Here is a 15,281-nt window from a genome sequence, read left to right on the forward strand (position 1 = left end):
TTCAGAAAGGCATACGTTGGTGAAGGAAGAACACATGAAGACGACCATGGGTGCGATCGGGACCGCACAAGAGACGGTGGCGGAATTGCGCGAGGCCCTGGCGAGGGCGGGAATCACGCTCCCCTCGCTCGGGCTCGACGTCGTCACGCTCGCCGCGGAGCCCCCGCGACCGCTCGTGGAATTGGGATGCTGCACGGTGGAAACGGCCCGGCTCCTCGCCGCCGCCGTACTGCCGAGGGAGGAGGGTCGCTCATGACGCTGCCCATCGGGTCGTACGTCGTCGAGATCCGCACCGGACGGGTCGGGACACTCATGGGGCGAGAGGGCCCGTACGTCCAGATCCGCCCGCTGGGTGGCGGCCGGGAGTGGGACGTGGAGCCCGACGGCGTCCGGGAGGCCACCTCGGCGGAGCGGCTGAGCGCGGCCACGGCGCACGTCAACGCCCGGAGCCGGGGCGAGGTTCCGTGAGCCCGCTCGGGTGAAACGCCGTTTCGGAGGCCCGTTGGTCCATCCGCCGCGCCCGCGCTGCACGCGCCCCGCCGCGCCGGTTACGTGGTTGCCGCGAACCAGTTCGTGTTCGTCGACCACGAAAGGAGACGAGGTGCTCGGCATGGTGGGACGAGGGCGGGTCGCGAGACCGGCGTACCGGCTGGCGGCGGTGTCCGCGGCGGCAGGAGCGTTGCTGGCGGGGGGACTTACCGGGGCGCGGGCCGCCGAGCCGGAAGGGCGGTACGTGATCGTCCTGAAGGACTCGGAACGGGGCCGCCTCGACGAGGTCGTGCGGGCGCACGGGCGGGACCACGGGGTGCGGGCGGGCTTCCGGTACAGCAGTGCGCTGGTCGGGTACTCGGCGGTGGTGCCGGAGTCCCAGGTGGCCGCGCTGCGGGAGGACCCGAACGTGCTGTCGGTGGCGCCCGACCGGCCCGTGTACGCCACCCAGCAGGTGCTGCCGACCGGGGTGGACCGGATCCAGGCCGACGTGAGCAGTGCGGTCGCCGGGAACGGGGCCGGTTCCGTCAACGCGGCGGTGGCGATCATCGACACCGGGATCGACACCGGGCACCGCGATCTCAACGTGGCCGGCGGGTACAACTGCATGAACCCCTTCCTGCCCAACGCCTACCGGGACAACAACGGCCACGGCACCCATGTGGCCGGTACGGTCGCCGCCCGGGACAACGGCGACGACGTCGTCGGGGTCGCGCCCGGCGCCCGGCTGTACGCGGTGAAGGTGCTCGGCGCGAACGGCAGCGGATCCCTCTCCAACGTCGTCTGCGGGCTCGACTGGGTGGCGCGGAACGCCGCCCGGCTCGGCATCAAGGTCGCGAACATGAGCCTCGGCGGCGACGGCGCCGACGACGGCAACTGCGGACTCAGCAACAACGACGCCGAGCACCAGGCGATCTGCCGCGTGGTGAAGCAGGCCGGCGTCACCCTGGTGGTCGCGGCCGGGAACAGCACCGACGACCTGGCCCGCCACACCCCCGCCGCCTACGACGAGGTCCTCACCGTGACCGCCGCGGCCGACTTCAACGGGCAGCCCGGCGGCGGCGCCGCCGCGACCTGCCGGAGCGACGTCGACGACACCGCGGCGGACTTCTCCAGCTTCGCGGTCGGCGCCGCGGACGTCGCCCACACCATCGCCGGTCCGGGCGTGTGCATCCAGTCCACGCGCAACGGCGGCGGCACGACCGTCCTCTCCGGCACCTCCATGGCCACCCCGCACGTGACCGGCACGGCCGCGCTGTGCGTCGCCGCCGGGCCGTGCGCCGGCATGACCCCCGCCCAGGTGGCGGCCAAGCTCCGCGCCGACGCCGCGGCCCAGCCCGCCTCGTACGGCTTCGCGGGCGACCCGAACGCTCCCGTCGCCGGGCGCTACTACGGACACCTCGTCCACGCCGGCGGCTACTGAGCCACCCCTCGCCCACGACGGAGCCCCGGGTACCGGCCCGGGGCTCCGTCCGCGTACGCGAGAATGGGGGCATGAGTCTGTTCCGCGACGACGGCATCGTGCTGCGCACCCAGAAGCTGGGCGAAGCGGACCGCATCATCACGATCCTCACGCGCGGTCACGGCCGCGTACGCGCCGTCGCGCGCGGCGTACGCCGGACGAAGTCGAAGTTCGGGGCGCGCCTCGAACCCTTCTCGCACGTGGACGTGCAGTTCTTCGCCCGGGGGAGTGAGCTGGTCGGACGAGGGCTGCCCCTGTGCACGCAGAGCGAGACCATCGCCGCGTACGGCAGCGGGATCGTCACCGACTACGCCCGGTACACCGCCGGCACGGCCATGCTGGAGACGGCGGAGCGGTTCACCGACCACGAGGGCGAGCCCGCCGTGCAGCAGTATCTGCTGCTCGTCGGCGGCCTGCGGACGCTCGCCCGGGGCGAGCACGCGCCGCACCTCATCCTGGACGCCTTCCTCCTCCGCTCCCTCGCCGTGAACGGCTACGCGCCCAGCTTCGAGGACTGTGCGAAATGCGGACTCCACGGGCCCAACCGGTTCTTTTCGGTCGCGGCCGGCGGGGTCATATGCGGCGACTGCCGGGTGCCCGGAAGCGTCGTACCCTCTGCGGAGGCCATCGGCCTGCTCAGCGCGCTGCTCACCGGCGACTGGGCGACGGCGGACGCGTGCGAGCCGCGTCACGTCAGGGAGGGCAGCGGACTCGTGTCCGCCTATCTGCACTGGCACCTGGAGCGCGGCCTGCGCTCCCTGCGTTATGTAGAGAACAGCTAGGAGAGACCACTCATGGCCATCGCACGACTCCTCGGGCGCCAGCGTCGGGAGTACAGGACCCCCGAGCCGCACCCGTCCGGCGCCCGCCCGCCGAAGCTCCAGACCGAGCTGGTGCCGCAGCACGTCGCGATCGTCATGGACGGCAACGGCCGCTGGGCCAAGGAGCGCGGCCTGCCGCGCACCGAGGGCCACAAGGTCGGCGCCGAGCAGGTCCTCGACGTGCTCCAGGGCGCGATCGAGATGGGCGTGGGGGCGATCTCGCTGTACGCCTTCTCCACCGAGAACTGGAAGCGCTCGCCCGAGGAGGTGCGCTTCCTGATGAACTTCAACCGCGACTTCATCCGCAAGACCCGCGACCAGCTCGACGAGCTCGGCATCCGGGTCCGCTGGGTCGGCCGGATGCCCAAGCTGTGGAAGTCCGTGGCCAAGGAGCTCCAGGTCGCGCAGGAGCAGACCAAGGACAACACCAAGCTCACGCTGTACTTCTGCATGAACTACGGCGGCCGCGCGGAGCTCACGGACGCGGCGCAGGCGATGGCCGAGGACGTGAAGGCGGGCCGCCTCGAACCCTCGAAGATCACCGAGAAGACCATCCAGAAGTACCTCTACTACCCGGACATGCCGGACGTGGACCTCTTCCTGCGGCCCAGCGGCGAGCAGCGCACCTCCAACTACCTGATCTGGCAGAGCGCGTACGCCGAGATGGTCTTCCAGGACGTGCTGTGGCCCGACTTCGACCGCCGCGACCTGTGGCGGGCCTGCGTCGAGTACGCCCAGCGCGACCGCCGCTTCGGCGGCGTCGACCCGGCGGACCTCGCCGTCCTCGACAAGGCCTGAGCCGGCCGTGGGGGAGGGGGTGGAGCTCGTCTACACGCCGACGCGCGCGGACGTGGCCGACGCCGTGGGCGTCCAGATGAAGCACGGCTGGTTCCGTTGGGTGCTGCGGGTGATGCGGATCGTCGCGGTCCTGGCGGCCCTGGTGCTGCTCCTGGAGCTGTTCGGGCCCGGCGGCCCGAAGCCCGCGGGGGCCGCGCGCATGGCGGGGTTCGTGCTGCTGCTCGCGGTCCTCGGGCCGCTCGCGCGGTGGCTCACCAGCCGGCAGATGTACGCCCTGGTGGGGCGGCAGGGGGAGTTCCGGGCGCGCGTGGACGGGGACGGCGTCCGCTGGACCACCCGCGACAGCGAGATCGTCCAGCGCTGGCAGCTCATGAACCGGTACGCCGAGACGCCGACGCAGTTCGTGCTGCTCTCCGCCGACAAGGGCGGTGTCGGAGTGGGCGCCCTGCCCAAGCGCGGCTTCGCCGACCCCGCCGACGTCGACCGGCTCCGCGAGGTCCTGGACCGCAACCTCACCCGCTTGTGACGTGACGTACGGACCTGACACACGAAGGGCCCGCACCGAATCGTCTCGGTGCGGGCCCTTCGTATGTCAGGTCACTTCCCGGCGCAGTCCGCGCAGGTGCCGAAGATCTCGACCGTGTGCGCCACGTTCACGAAGCCGTGCTCCGAGGCGATCGTCTCGGCCCACTGCTCCACCATCGGGCCCTCCACCTCCACGGCCTTGCCGCAGACGCGGCAGACCAGATGGTGGTGGTGGTCGCCGGTGGAGCAGCGGCGGTAGACCGTCTCGCCTTCGCTGGTGCGCAGCGCGTCGACCTCGCCCGCGTCCGCGAGGGACTGGAGCGTGCGGTAGACGGTGGTGAGGCCGACGGAGTCGCCGCGGTGCTTGAGCATGTCGTGCAGCTCCTGGGCGCTGCGGAACTCGTCCACCTCGCTCAGCGCCGCCGACACTGCGGCCCGCTGCTTGGTGGAGCGGCCGCGTACGGGGGGTCCTGCCGTCGCCACGGGGGCCTCCTTGAATGCTTGTCTGCCCCGCCATTCTGCCAGTCCCCCCTGCCCCCGGGATCAGCCGCGGATCAGACCTTCACATCGTCCGTCGGCCGCCGGCTGGCCGGAACGCAGCGGGTGTCGCAGTCCGCGGTGGCCTGCGCGGCGGCCTTGGCCCGCCGCTTGGCGAGAGGGGTGGCGAGCAGGGTCAGGACGATGAAGATCCCGATCGCGTACAGGACGATCGTCGCGCCGGGGGGCACATCCTGGTAGTACGAGGTGACCGTGCCCGCCAGGGTGACCGTGATGCCGGTCGCCACCGCGAGGACGAAGGTCGCGCGGAAGGACTTCGACAGCTGCTGGGCGGCCGCCACCGGCACCACCATCAGCGCGCTGACCAGGAGCAGGCCCACGACTCGCATGGCGACCGTGACCGTCACCGCGGCGGTGACCGCGACGAGCAGGTTCAGGGCGCGGACCGGCAGGCCGGTGACCCGGGCGAACTCCTCGTCCTGGCTGACCGCGAAGAGCTGACGGCGCAGGCCCACCGTGACCAGGACCACGAAGGCGGCGAGGACGCTGATCGCGGTGATGTCCGCCGTCGAGACGGTGGAGAGCGAGCCGAAGAGGTACGAGCTCAGGTTGGCGTTGGAACCCGTCGACGAGAGGTTGATCAGCAGGACGCCGCCGGCCATGCCGCCGTAGAAGAGCAGCGCGAGCGCGAGGTCGCCGCGGGTCTTGCCGTACGCCCGGATCAGTTCCATCGCGATCGAGCCCGCGACGGCGACGAGGGTCGCCATCCAGACGGGGCTGGAGTTCAGGAGGAAGCCGAGGCCGACGCCCGTCATGGCGACGTGGCCGATGCCGTCGCCCATCAGGGCCTGGCGGCGCTGCACGAGATAGATGCCGACGGCGGGCGCGGTGATGCCGACGAGAACGGCGGCGAGCAGGGCCCGCTGCATGAAGGCGGGTTCGAGGAAGTCCATGATCAGGTCAGCAGTCCCGTACGGAGCGGCTCGTCGGCCGCGTGCGGATGAACGTGGTCGTGGCCGGGCAGGGCGTGCTGGCCGACGGCCTCGGGCGGCGGGCCGTCGTGGACGACGCAGCCGTCGCGCAGGACGACCGCGCGGTCGATGAGGGGCTCCAGGGGGCCCAGCTCGTGCAGGACGAGGAGGACGGAGGTGCCGCCCGCGACCTGCTCGCGCAGGGTCGCGGCGAGGATCTCCTGGCTCCCGAGGTCCACGCCGGCCATCGGCTCGTCCATGATCAGGAGTTCGGGCTCGGAGGCGAGCGCGCGGGCGATCAGGACCCGCTGGTGCTGGCCGCCGGAGAGGGCGGTGACGGAGTCCTGGGCGCGGTCGGCGAGGCCGACCAGTTCCATCGCCCGGTGGACGGCGGCCCTGTCGGCCTTGGTCGGCAGGCCGAACCGGCGGCGGGCGAGGCGGCCGGAGGCGACGACCTCCCGGACGGTGGCCGGCACCCCGGCGGACGACGTGGTGCGCTGCGGTACGTAGCCGACGCGGGCCCAGTCGCGGAACCGCTTCCGTTCGGTGCCGAACAGCTCGATCGTGCCGCCGGTCAGCGGGACCTGGCCGATGATCGCGCGGACGGCGGTGGACTTGCCGGAGCCGTTCGCGCCGAGCAGCGCGACGACCTCGCCGCGGCCGACGGTGAGGTCGACGCCGCGCAGGACGGGGCGGGCGCCGAGGGCGGCGGTGGCGCCGCGGACGGAGATGACGGGCTGGTCGTCGCTCACGGGGGCCTCCTACTTGGCGCCGAGCGCGGTCTTCAGCGCGGCGAGGTTGGACCGCATGACCTCGATGTAGTCGTGGCCCTTGGACTTGCCCGTGATTCCCTCAAGCGGGTCGAGGACGTCGGTCTTCAGACCGGTGTCGGTCGCGAGGGTCTTCGCGGTCTTGTCGCTCGCGAGGGTCTCGAAGAAGACGGTGGAGACCTTGTCGTGCTTCGCGATGTCCTGGAGTTCCTTGATGCGGGCGGGGCTCGGCTCGGACTCGGGGTCCATGCCGGAGATGCCCTCCTGCTCCAGGCCGTAGCGCTCGGCGAGGTAGCCGAAGGCGGAGTGGGTGGTGATGAAGGTCTTCGTGGTGGTGTTCTTGAGGCCCGTCTCGAAGGCGGTGTTCAGGTCGCCGAGCTTCTTCACCAGGGCTTCGGTGTTCTTCTCGTAGTCGGCGGCGTGGTCGGGGTCCGCCTTCTCCAGGGCGCTGCCGACACCCTTGGCGACCTCGGCGTACTTCACGGGGTCGAGCCAGATGTGGGGGTCCGCGCCGGCCTCGGACTCATGGGCGTCGCTGTGGCCGTGGTCGTGGCCGACCTCGGTGCCGTGCTCTTCGAGCTTGGTGAGGGTCGCGGCGTCGACGGTGTTCTTCACGCCGGCCTGGGCGATGGCGTCGTCGACGGCGGGCTGGATGCCCTTGAGGTAGAGGACGACGTCGGCGTCGGCGAGCTCGCCGACCTGCTTGGGCTTGAGCTCCAGGTCGTGCGGCTCGACGCCGGGCTTGGTGAGCGTGTTGACGGCGACGTGGCCGCCGCCTATCTGCTCGGCCAGGTACTGCATCGGGTAGAACGACGCCACCACGTCCAGCTTGCCGCCACTGTTCTTGTCGGCCGCGTCCGAGGTTCCGGAGCAGGCGGAGAGGGTGACGAGCCCGAGGGCGACGGCTCCGGCGACGGCGGTCGGGGGTATCAGTCGGCGTACGTTCATGACAGTCATTTTCAACAAAGATGGAAACGGTTGTCAATTGCCGATGGTCGGGGGCGGCCCGGGCGGAACCGATTTGATACGGGGGGCGTGCGCGCCGGTAACCTGTGGCATTCGCACTTCGTCGTCGTAATGAAGAGAGCACCGTGGCCGCCGACAAGATCGACACCATCGTCAGCCTGAGCAAGCGCCGTGGCTTCGTCTACCCGTGCAGCGAGATCTACGGCGGCCAGCGTGCCGCCTGGGACTACGGACCGCTGGGTGTCGAGCTGAAGGAGAACCTGAAGCGCCAGTGGTGGCGTTACATGGTCACCGCGCGCGAGGACGTCGTCGGCATCGACTCGTCCGTCATCCTGGCCACCGAGGTGTGGGAGGCGTCCGGTCACGTCGCGACCTTCACCGACCCGCTGACCGAGTGCACCTCCTGCCACAAGCGCTTCCGCGCCGACCACCTGGAGGAGGCGTACGAGGAGAAGCACGGCCGTCTCCCCGAGAGCCTCACCGACCTCAACTGCCCGAACTGCGGCAACAAGGGCACCTTCACCGAGCCCAAGCAGTTCTCCGGCCTGCTCTCCACGCACCTCGGCCCGACCCAGGACACCGGCTCCGTCGCGTACCTGCGCCCCGAGACCGCCCAGGGCATCTTCACCAACTTCTCCCAGGTGCTGACCACCTCGCGCAAGAAGCCCCCGTTCGGCATCGCGCAGATGGGCAAGTCCTTCCGGAACGAGATCACTCCGGGCAACTTCATCTTCCGCACGCGCGAGTTCGAGCAGATGGAGATGGAGTTCTTCGTCAAGCCGGGCGAGGACGAGCAGTGGCAGGAGTACTGGATGCAGCAGCGCTGGAACTGGTACACCGGCCTGGGTCTCCGTGAGGAGAACATGCGCTGGTACGAGCACCCGCAGGAGAAGCTCTCCCACTACTCGAAGCGCACCGCCGACATCGAGTACCGCTTCCAGTTCGGCGGCAGCGAGTGGGGCGAGCTCGAGGGCGTCGCCAACCGCACCGACTACGACCTCAACGCGCACTCCAAGGCCTCCGGCGCCAACCTGACGTTCCTGGAGCAGGAGAGCGGCGAGCGTTACACGCCGTACGTCATCGAGCCCGCCGCCGGTGTCGGCCGCGCGATGCTGGCCTTCCTGCTCGACGCGTACATCGAGGACGAGGCCCCGAACGCCAAGGGCGTCATGGAGAAGCGCACCGTGCTGCGCCTCGACCACCGCCTGGCCCCGATCAAGGTCGCGGTCCTCCCGCTCTCCCGCAACGCGCAGCTCTCCCCGAAGGCCAAGGGCCTCGCGGCGGACCTGCGCCAGAACTGGAACATCGAGTTCGACGACGCCGGCGCCATCGGCCGCCGCTACCGCCGTCAGGACGAGATCGGCACCCCGTACTGCGTCACCGTCGACTTCGACACCCTCGAGGACAACGCGGTGACCGTGCGCGAGCGCGACACCATGAAGCAGGAGCGCGTCTCCCTCGACCAGATCCAGGGTTACCTGGGCAGCCGTCTGCTGGGCTGCTGAATCTGATCGCCCGTACGGGAAAGCCCCCGGTTCCGATGTCGGAACCGGGGGCTTTCCCGTGGGTGCTCCAGCCGCTCTAGGCGTTCGCGGCGGCAGCGGCGGCGACGGCGGCCGCCTCCGCCTCGGCCGCGCGCCGGGCCCCCTCGGCCGCGCGGCGCTTGCCGAACCAGCCCGTCCAGACGCCGAGGGCGCCCAGGACTCCGTAGATCATGATCGGGCTGATCGTGACCATGGTCTTGGTCGGCAGCACGTACGCGAGGGCGATGCGGACCAGCGCCTCCGCCAGGTACGCCACGCCCCACACCAGCGTCATCGTGCGCATCGTGGAGCGGAAGCCGTCGAACTGCCACATGCCGTTCCACCAGGCCGTGCTCGCCGGGGTCCCGTCGGTCGCGAACTTGCGGCCGAAGTAGAACATCAGCGGGCGCGGGGCGAGCAGCGTCCCCAGGCAGAGCAGGCCGAACAGGCCCGTGATCGACGAGTCCTTGATGAGGAGCGCGCGGGCGGTGTGCGCGCCGACCAGCGAGACGACGGCCGTGATCACCAGGAAGACCAGGGTGACGATCGCGAACTCGTCGAGCTTGCGGCGCCAGGCGGCCATGATCGCGGTGTCGAGGACCGGCCAGGCGCTGCTGAGGAGCAGGGCGGAGAACTCGGACCAGCCGTGGTCCTCCGTGAGCGTGTTGTACGTGAGGATCGGCGCCACGACGTTGAGGCCGATGGTGAGGACCCACCCGATCGCGGAGGACCCGCCCGATCGGGCCGGCTTGGCGAGTGGTGGTGCGGGTGGTGTGGACATGGTTCCCCCTGGGTGGTTCTGCGGCCTCGCGGCCACGGTGCGGAGGAAGGCTAGTCATGCACCGGACAGGGAAGGGGAAACTCCAGGCCAAATGATCTTCAAATGGCTTATCGGGCCCGCAGCGCGCGCTGCACGAGGGACACGACCCCGTCGAACGCGTCCTCGACGTCCGGGGCCGACCAGTCGGCCGCGTGCGCCGGGTTGTGGAAGCGGTCCGTGGCGTGGAAGACCGCGCGGGCCGTCGCCGTGAAGTCCCGCTCCGGCGCCGCGAACACGCCCTCGCGGTGGCCGTCCTCCAGGATCCGGGCGATCTGCTCGACGAGGTGCTCCTCGTGCCGGTCGACCACCGCGCTGTTCTCGCCGATCAGCACCTGGAAGGTGGCCATCAGCTCCGGGTCGCCGCCCGCCTTGCTGCGCTTGAACCGGAAGAGGGCGGTGAGCCAGCCGGTGAGCCGCTCGTCGGCGGGCTCGTCACCCTCGACGTACGGCGCGAGGGAGACGATCGTCCGCTGCAGCCACTGCTCGGTGACCGCCTCGCGCAGCGCCGCCTTCGTGCGGAAGTGGCGGTACACGCTGCCATGGCTCACGCCGAGGACCCGCGCCACGTCGACGACCGTCGCCTTCGCCGGGCCGTAGCGCCGGAGCACCTCCTCGGTCGCTTCGAGGATGCGCTCGGCGGTCAGGGTCTCCGTGGTGGCCATGGAATGACATTACCCGTCAGCGCTCACTGTCCAGGTGGGCCATCTGGGACTCCGGGTAGCGGGCGCCGACCGCCGCGTCCGCCGGGACGGCCTGCTCGATCGCGGCCAGGTCGGCGGCGTCGAGCGTGACGTCCAGGGCGCCGAGGGCCTCGGCGAGCCGGTCGCGGCGGCGGGCGCCGACCAGCGGGACGATGTCTGCGCCGTGACGAGGTCCTTGGGCCAGTACCCAGGCGATCGCGGTCTGGGCGACCGTGACGCCCTTGGCCTCGGCGACCGCGCGCAGCCGGTCCACCAGGTCCAGGTTCCGGTCGAGGTTCTCGCCCTGGAAGCGCGGGCTGAAGCCGCGGAAGTCGCCCGGGGCCAGCTCGCGGTCCCGGGTGAAGTGGCCGCTGATCAGGCCGCGGGAGAGCACTCCGTACGCGGTGACGCCGATGCCGAGCTCGCGGGCGGTCGGCAGGATCTTGTCCTCGATGCCCCGGGAGATCAGCGAGTACTCGATCTGGAGGTCCGCGATCGGGGCGACGGCCGCCGCCCGGCGCAGGGTGTCCGCGCCGACCTCGGAGAGGCCGATGTGCTTCACGTGCCCGGCCTCGACCAGCTCGGCGATGGCGCCGACGGTCTCCTCGATCGGGACCTCCGGGTCGACGCGGGCGATCCGGTAGACGTCGATGTGGTCGGTGCCGAGGCGCTGGAGCGAGTACGCGAGGAAGTTCTTCACCGCGGCCGGGCGGCCGTCGATCCCGCTGAAGCCGCCCTCCATCGTGCGCAGGGCGCCGAACTTCACGCTGGTCAGCGCGCGCTCGCGGGCGGCGGCCGGCGCGGTCCGCAGCGCCTCGTTGATCAGCAGCTCGTTGTGGCCCATTCCGTAGAAGTCGCCCGTGTCGAGCAGGGTGACTCCGGCGTCGAGGGCGGCGTGGATCGTGGCGATCGACTCGGCGCGGTCGGCCTCGCCGTACAGCGCGGACATGCCCATGCAGCCGAGGCCGAGCGCGGAGACGGTGGGGCCGGTGGTGCCGAGGGGGCGGGTGGGGATGGAGGTCTTCGTGTGCGTCGTCATGGAACAACCATGGCATGTGTGATGACAGATTTCAATATCTGTCACTCCATCCCTCCTCTCCCGGGTCACTTCACCGTGCGGGGAAGGCGCAGGCTCAGCAGCAGCGTCAGCACCACCACACCCAGCTGGACCAGGAGCGTCGTCCGCAGCGCCGTCCCCATCTCCGCCGGTGAGGAGGCCAGCGAGAGGAAGAGCGAACCGAGCGTCGCCACGCCCAGCGTCAGCGCCGACTGCTGCGTCGTCACCATCACCCCGCTGCCCACGCCCGCCCGCTCCGACGGCACCTCGGAGAGCACCACCCGGAAGAGCACCGGCAACTGGAGCCCCTGACCGAGACCCGCCACCGCCATGCCCGGCACCAGGTCCCAGACCGAGAGGCCCTGCCAGTCGCTCCCCACCGACCAGACGACGGCGGCGACGCCGAGCCCCTGGAGCACGGCGCCCACCGGCACCACCCGGGTGCCCCAGCGCCGTACCAGCCGCGGCCCCGCCAGCGAGGCGCCGAAGAACGCGAGCGCCATCGGCACGAACGCCAGACCCGAGGCCACCGCGCCCATCTGCAAGCCCTGCTGGAGCGCCACCGCGACCACGAACATGAAGCCGCTGAAGCCCAGCGAGAGCGGCAGCACCACCATCAGGCCGCGCCGCAGCGGGACCAGGGCGAGCAGGCTCGGCGGCACCAGCGGCACGGCGCCCCGGCGGTCGGCCCGCCGCTCCACCCACCAGAACGCCCCCGCCGCGAACGGGAACACCACCAGCGACACCCAGGTCCACAGCGGCCAGCCCGCCGCCCGGCCCTCCGTCAGCGGCGCGAGCAGGGAGAGCAGCGCGAGCGCCAGGAGCAGCGTGCCCGGCACGTCCACCGGCGCCGGCCGGTCCGAGCGGGTCTCCGGCACGGCACGGAGGGCGAGGGCCAGGCCCGCCACCGCGACCGGCACGTTCACCAGGAACACCGCACGCCAGCCGGAGCCCGCGATGTCGGCGGTCACGAGGACCCCGCCCAGGATCTGGCCGCCCGCCATCGCGAGACCGGCGGTCGCCCCGTACAGGCTGAGCGCCGTCGCCCGGCGCGGCCCCTCCGTCGAGGAGTGGATGGTCGCGAGCACCTGCGGCAGCATCAGCGCCGCGGCCGCGCCCTGCGCCACCCGCGCGGCGACCAGGGTCCAGGCGTCCGGGGCGAGCCCGCAGGCCAGCGAGGTCAGTCCGAAGGCGGCCATGCCGGCGAGGAAGAGCCGCCGGCGGCCGAAGAGGTCGCCGAGCCGCCCGCCGAGGACGAGCAGCACCGCGTACGAGAGGCCGTACCCGGCGACGACCAGCTCCAGGAGCGCGGATCCCGCGGCCAGGTCCCGGTCGATGGACGGCAGGGCGACGTTGACGATGAAGAAGTCGATGAGGGGGAGCGCGGCGCCGAGGAGGACGGTGAACAGGCCGAGCGCGCCGAGGGCCGTGGGCGGCGCCTGGCGGCCGGACGGGGCCGCGGTACGGACGGAAGGGGAGGTCGTAGTCACGGGACCGAGCCTCCGCCTCCGCTCAGCCTGGTACCAGAGTGTCTTTATCCTGGTACAAGCACTACCTGGAAACCGGCTGAAGGCCCCGGCACCCTGGAGGCATGACCGTCATGGCGATGAGCGCACCCGGACAGGACGTACGACGGCACGAGCTCGCCGCCTTCCTGCGCAGCCGGCGCGAGCGCATCACCCCCGAGCAGGTCGGCCTGCCCCGGGGCCGGCGCCGCCGCACCCCAGGACTGCGCCGCGAGGAGGTCGCGCACCTCTCCGCCGTCGGCGTCACCTGGTACACCTGGCTCGAACAGGCCCGCGACATCCAGGTCTCCCCGCAGGTCCTGGACGCCCTCGCCGAAGCCCTGCTCCTCGACCCGACCGAGCGCAGCCACCTCTTCGCCCTCGCCGGCGCGACCGACCCGCACCCCGAGGCGCCCTGCTCCGTCGTCACGCCCACCCTGCGCCGGCTCCTCGACCAGCTGGAGCCCGTCCCGGCCGCCATCCAGAACAGCCGCTACGACTTCCTCGCCCACAACCGCACCTTCGGGCAGCTCTTCTGCGACCTCGACGCGCTGCCCCGCGAGGACCGCAACTCCCTCTGGCTGGCCTTCACGAACGAGGAGTTCCGGGCCTCGGTCACCGACCTCCCCGAGGTCATGCGCGCCCTCGCCGGCAAGCTCCGCGCCGCCATGGCCGAGCACCTGGCCGAACCCGCCTGGAAGGAGCTCGTACGCCGCCTCGAAGAGGCCTCGCCCGAGTTCCGCGAGCTGTGGGCGCGGCACGAGGTGGTCGCCCCCGGCGGCCGCGTGAAGATGATCCGCAACGCCCGCGTCGGGCTGCTCGGCTTCGAGCACACCAACCTCTGGCTCGGCCCGAACGCCGGGACCCACCTCGTCACGTACGTCCCCGTCGACGACGCCACCCAGGCGGGCGTCGCCCGGCTCCTCGACCTGGTGGTCCGCGAGAGGCAGGGTCAGGCCGAGGGGGCCTTGGCCATCGCCTGAGGCCCGCCCTCCGCCGTACCCTCCGTCGCCAGGCACCGCGCCGTCCGCTCCGCCGTGCGCCGCGCCCACTGGCCGCTGGTCAGCGCCCCGACCGCCAGGACGGCGAGACCGCAGCCCGTGATGATCCAGTAGCCGGGGCGGGCCGCCGCCACGAACGCGTCCGCGTGCGGCGTCGCGCCCAGGCCCGCCGCCAGGACCGTGCCGATCACCGCGACGCCCAGCGTCTGCCCGACCTGGCGGCTCGTCGAGGCGACCGCCGCCGCCACCCCGGCCTGCGCGCGGGGCATCCCGGAGACGGCGGTGTTCGTGATCGGGGCGTTCACCAGGCCGAAGCCGATGCCGAAGACGACGTACCCGGTGAGGAGCAGCCAGTCGCTCGTCTCGGCCGCGAAGGCCGCGAAGAGCAGCGGCCCGGCCGCCATCGCCGTCCCCGCGAGGAGCAGCGAGGGGCGGGGCCCGCGCGCCGCCGTGAGGCGGCCCGACAGCGGGGCGAAGACGAAGGTCATGCCGGCCATCGGCAGCATCCAGAGCCCGGCGGACAGCGGGGAGAGCCCGCGCACGTCCTGGAGGTAGAGGGTGTTCAGGAAGAGGAAGCCGCCGAGCGAGGCGAAGGCGCAGACCGCGATGACGGTGGCCCCGCTGAACGGCGCGCTGCGGAAGAACCGCAGGTCGATGAGGGGCTCGCGGCGCCGGGGCTCGTAGAACAGGACCCCGGCGAGCGCGACGACCGCGAGCCCCGCGAAGAGCGGGTCGGTCTCGATGATCGCGTACGTGAGGGAGCCCAGGAGCACCGTCACCAGGACCTGCCCGACGGGGTCGGGGCGCCGGGGCCGGGGCGCGCGGGACTCGGGGACGTACCGCAGCGTCAGGAGGAGGGCGGCGAGGGCGACCGGCAGGTTCACCCAGAAGATCGCCCGCCAGTCGACCGACTGGACGAGCACACCGCCCACCAGGGGGCCCGCGGCCATGGAGACGCCGACGACCCCGCCCCAGACGCCGATGGCACGCGCGCGTTCCGCCGGTTCCGTGAAGGTGTTGGTGATGATCGACATGGCGACCGGGTTCAGCATCGAGCCGCCCACGGCCTGGACGGCCCGGAAGGCGATCAGGGCCTCCAGGTTCGGCGCGAGGGAGCAGAGCAGGGAGCCGAGCGCGAAGACGGCCAGGCCGGTCACGAAGACCTTGCGGCGGCCGATCCGGTCGGCGGTGGAGCCCGCGAGCATCAGCAGGGAGGCGAGGACCAGGGTGTAGGCGTCGATGACCCACTGCATGCCGGCGACGGTGGCGCCGAGATCACGGCGCATGGCGGGCAGGGCGACGTTGAGCGCCGTGTTGTCCAGGCTGACGATCAGCAGGCTCATGCAGCAGATCGCGAGGACGACGAGGCGGCGGCTGCGTGTGAGCTCGGGCATG

At 71.7% G+C, this 15,281-nt stretch carries 17 protein-coding genes; 8 read left to right on the forward strand and 9 right to left on the reverse strand.

Translation table 11 applies throughout. From position 1 onward, the window contains the following. The first annotated feature begins 34 nt into the window (after positions 1-34). The 6 genes from GGE06_RS02345 (at position 35) to GGE06_RS02370 (ending at position 4,096) form a co-directional block, all read left to right on the forward strand. The gene (locus tag GGE06_RS02345) at positions 35-256 is read left to right on the forward strand and encodes a hypothetical protein (RefSeq protein WP_184929910.1); all 222 of its coding nucleotides are present in this window, start codon (positions 35-37) and stop codon (positions 254-256) included. Further along, positions 253-468 carry a hypothetical protein gene (locus GGE06_RS02350; protein WP_041129152.1) on the forward strand — a complete coding sequence of 72 codons (216 nt, stop codon included), beginning with the start codon at positions 253-255 and terminating at the stop codon, positions 466-468. Before GGE06_RS02345 ends, GGE06_RS02350 begins: the two co-directional genes overlap by 4 nt. 142 nt (positions 469-610) lie before the next feature. After that, positions 611-1,912, forward strand: coding sequence for a S8 family serine peptidase (locus GGE06_RS02355; RefSeq protein WP_147321096.1), 1,302 nt, complete (start codon positions 611-613; stop codon positions 1,910-1,912). Positions 1,913-1,983: 71 nt separating this feature from the next. Continuing rightward, entirely contained in the window at positions 1,984-2,733 is a 750-nt protein-coding gene (recO, locus tag GGE06_RS02360; RefSeq protein WP_116161089.1) for a DNA repair protein RecO, read from the forward strand. Between the two features lie 12 nt (positions 2,734-2,745). Next, on the forward strand, positions 2,746-3,570 hold the full coding sequence (locus GGE06_RS02365) for an isoprenyl transferase (protein ID WP_116161090.1): 825 nt from the start codon (positions 2,746-2,748) through the stop codon (positions 3,568-3,570). Between the two features lie 19 nt (positions 3,571-3,589). Further along, on the forward strand, positions 3,590-4,096 hold the full coding sequence (locus tag GGE06_RS02370; RefSeq protein ID WP_184929911.1) for a YcxB family protein: 507 nt from the start codon (positions 3,590-3,592) through the stop codon (positions 4,094-4,096). Positions 4,097-4,167: 71 nt separating this feature from the next. On the opposite strand, the gene GGE06_RS02375 is transcribed toward GGE06_RS02370, so the two are convergent. The 4 genes from GGE06_RS02375 to GGE06_RS02390 form a co-directional block, all read right to left on the reverse strand. Further along, entirely contained in the window at positions 4,168-4,578 is a 411-nt protein-coding gene (locus GGE06_RS02375; protein WP_116161092.1) for a Fur family transcriptional regulator, read from the reverse strand. Between the two features lie 71 nt (positions 4,579-4,649). Continuing rightward, a complete protein-coding gene (locus GGE06_RS02380) occupies positions 4,650-5,546 on the reverse strand; it encodes a metal ABC transporter permease (RefSeq protein ID WP_116161093.1) in 897 nt (298 codons plus the stop codon). Between the two features lie 2 nt (positions 5,547-5,548). Continuing rightward, the gene (locus GGE06_RS02385; protein WP_116161094.1) at positions 5,549-6,316 is read right to left on the reverse strand and encodes a metal ABC transporter ATP-binding protein; all 768 of its coding nucleotides are present in this window, start codon (positions 6,314-6,316) and stop codon (positions 5,549-5,551) included. 9 nt (positions 6,317-6,325) lie between these two features. After that, a complete protein-coding gene (locus GGE06_RS02390; RefSeq protein ID WP_184929912.1) occupies positions 6,326-7,282 on the reverse strand; it encodes a metal ABC transporter substrate-binding protein in 957 nt (318 codons plus the stop codon). 143 nt (positions 7,283-7,425) lie between these two features. Here GGE06_RS02390 and GGE06_RS02395 point away from each other — a divergent pair, with 143 nt between their 5' ends. Continuing rightward, positions 7,426-8,805, forward strand: coding sequence for a glycine--tRNA ligase (locus GGE06_RS02395; RefSeq protein ID WP_116161096.1), 1,380 nt, complete (start codon positions 7,426-7,428; stop codon positions 8,803-8,805). Positions 8,806-8,881: 76 nt separating this feature from the next. Here the strand turns inward: GGE06_RS02395 and GGE06_RS02400 are convergent, their stop codons facing one another. From GGE06_RS02400 to GGE06_RS02415, 4 genes are all read right to left on the reverse strand, one after another. After that, positions 8,882-9,604 (reverse strand): VC0807 family protein, encoded by a 723-nt coding sequence (locus GGE06_RS02400; RefSeq protein ID WP_184929913.1) that lies wholly within the window; start codon positions 9,602-9,604, stop codon positions 8,882-8,884. Between the two features lie 107 nt (positions 9,605-9,711). Further along, complete coding sequence (locus GGE06_RS02405; protein WP_116161098.1) at positions 9,712-10,305, reverse strand: TetR/AcrR family transcriptional regulator; 594 nt, start codon at positions 10,303-10,305, stop codon at positions 9,712-9,714. 16 nt (positions 10,306-10,321) lie between these two features. After that, positions 10,322-11,362 carry an aldo/keto reductase gene (locus tag GGE06_RS02410; RefSeq protein ID WP_181924636.1) on the reverse strand — a complete coding sequence of 347 codons (1,041 nt, stop codon included), beginning with the start codon at positions 11,360-11,362 and terminating at the stop codon, positions 10,322-10,324. A gap of 65 nt (positions 11,363-11,427) precedes the next feature. Beyond that, on the reverse strand, positions 11,428-12,870 hold the full coding sequence (locus GGE06_RS02415) for an MFS transporter (RefSeq protein ID WP_312883004.1): 1,443 nt from the start codon (positions 12,868-12,870) through the stop codon (positions 11,428-11,430). Between the two features lie 101 nt (positions 12,871-12,971). Here GGE06_RS02415 and GGE06_RS02420 point away from each other — a divergent pair, with 101 nt between their 5' ends. After that, positions 12,972-13,868 carry an MmyB family transcriptional regulator gene (locus GGE06_RS02420; RefSeq protein ID WP_116161100.1) on the forward strand — a complete coding sequence of 299 codons (897 nt, stop codon included), beginning with the start codon at positions 12,972-12,974 and terminating at the stop codon, positions 13,866-13,868. Here the strand turns inward: GGE06_RS02420 and GGE06_RS02425 are convergent. After that, entirely contained in the window at positions 13,838-15,280 is a 1,443-nt protein-coding gene (locus GGE06_RS02425) for an MFS transporter (protein WP_116161101.1), read from the reverse strand. The genes GGE06_RS02420 and GGE06_RS02425 overlap by 31 nt on opposite strands. Between the last annotated feature and the right edge of the window lies 1 nt (position 15,281).

Origin of the sequence: Streptomyces nymphaeiformis, from assembly GCF_014203895.1 — a bacterium.
Lineage (GTDB): Bacteria > Actinomycetota > Actinomycetes > Streptomycetales > Streptomycetaceae > Streptomyces > Streptomyces nymphaeiformis.

Bases quoted from the DNA above. Each gene is read 5' to 3' on its own strand.
- GGE06_RS02345 (WP_184929910.1), top strand. From the start codon at position 35: ATGAAGACGACCATGGGTGCGATCGGGACCGCACAAGAGACGGTGGCG.
- GGE06_RS02350 (WP_041129152.1), top strand. From the start codon at position 253: ATGACGCTGCCCATCGGGTCGTACGTCGTCGAGATCCGCACCGGACGG.
- GGE06_RS02355 (WP_147321096.1), top strand. From the start codon at position 611: ATGGTGGGACGAGGGCGGGTCGCGAGACCGGCGTACCGGCTGGCGGCG.
- recO (WP_116161089.1), top strand. From the start codon at position 1,984: ATGAGTCTGTTCCGCGACGACGGCATCGTGCTGCGCACCCAGAAGCTG.
- GGE06_RS02365 (WP_116161090.1), top strand. From the start codon at position 2,746: ATGGCCATCGCACGACTCCTCGGGCGCCAGCGTCGGGAGTACAGGACC.
- GGE06_RS02380 (WP_116161093.1), bottom strand. From the start codon at position 5,546: ATGGACTTCCTCGAACCCGCCTTCATGCAGCGGGCCCTGCTCGCCGCC.
- GGE06_RS02390 (WP_184929912.1), bottom strand. From the start codon at position 7,282: ATGAACGTACGCCGACTGATACCCCCGACCGCCGTCGCCGGAGCCGTC.
- GGE06_RS02400 (WP_184929913.1), bottom strand. From the start codon at position 9,604: ATGTCCACACCACCCGCACCACCACTCGCCAAGCCGGCCCGATCGGGC.
- GGE06_RS02405 (WP_116161098.1), bottom strand. From the start codon at position 10,305: ATGGCCACCACGGAGACCCTGACCGCCGAGCGCATCCTCGAAGCGACC.
- GGE06_RS02410 (WP_181924636.1), bottom strand. From the start codon at position 11,362: ATGACGACGCACACGAAGACCTCCATCCCCACCCGCCCCCTCGGCACC.
- GGE06_RS02420 (WP_116161100.1), top strand. From the start codon at position 12,972: ATGACCGTCATGGCGATGAGCGCACCCGGACAGGACGTACGACGGCAC.
- GGE06_RS02425 (WP_116161101.1), bottom strand. From the start codon at position 15,280: ATGCCCGAGCTCACACGCAGCCGCCGCCTCGTCGTCCTCGCGATCTGC.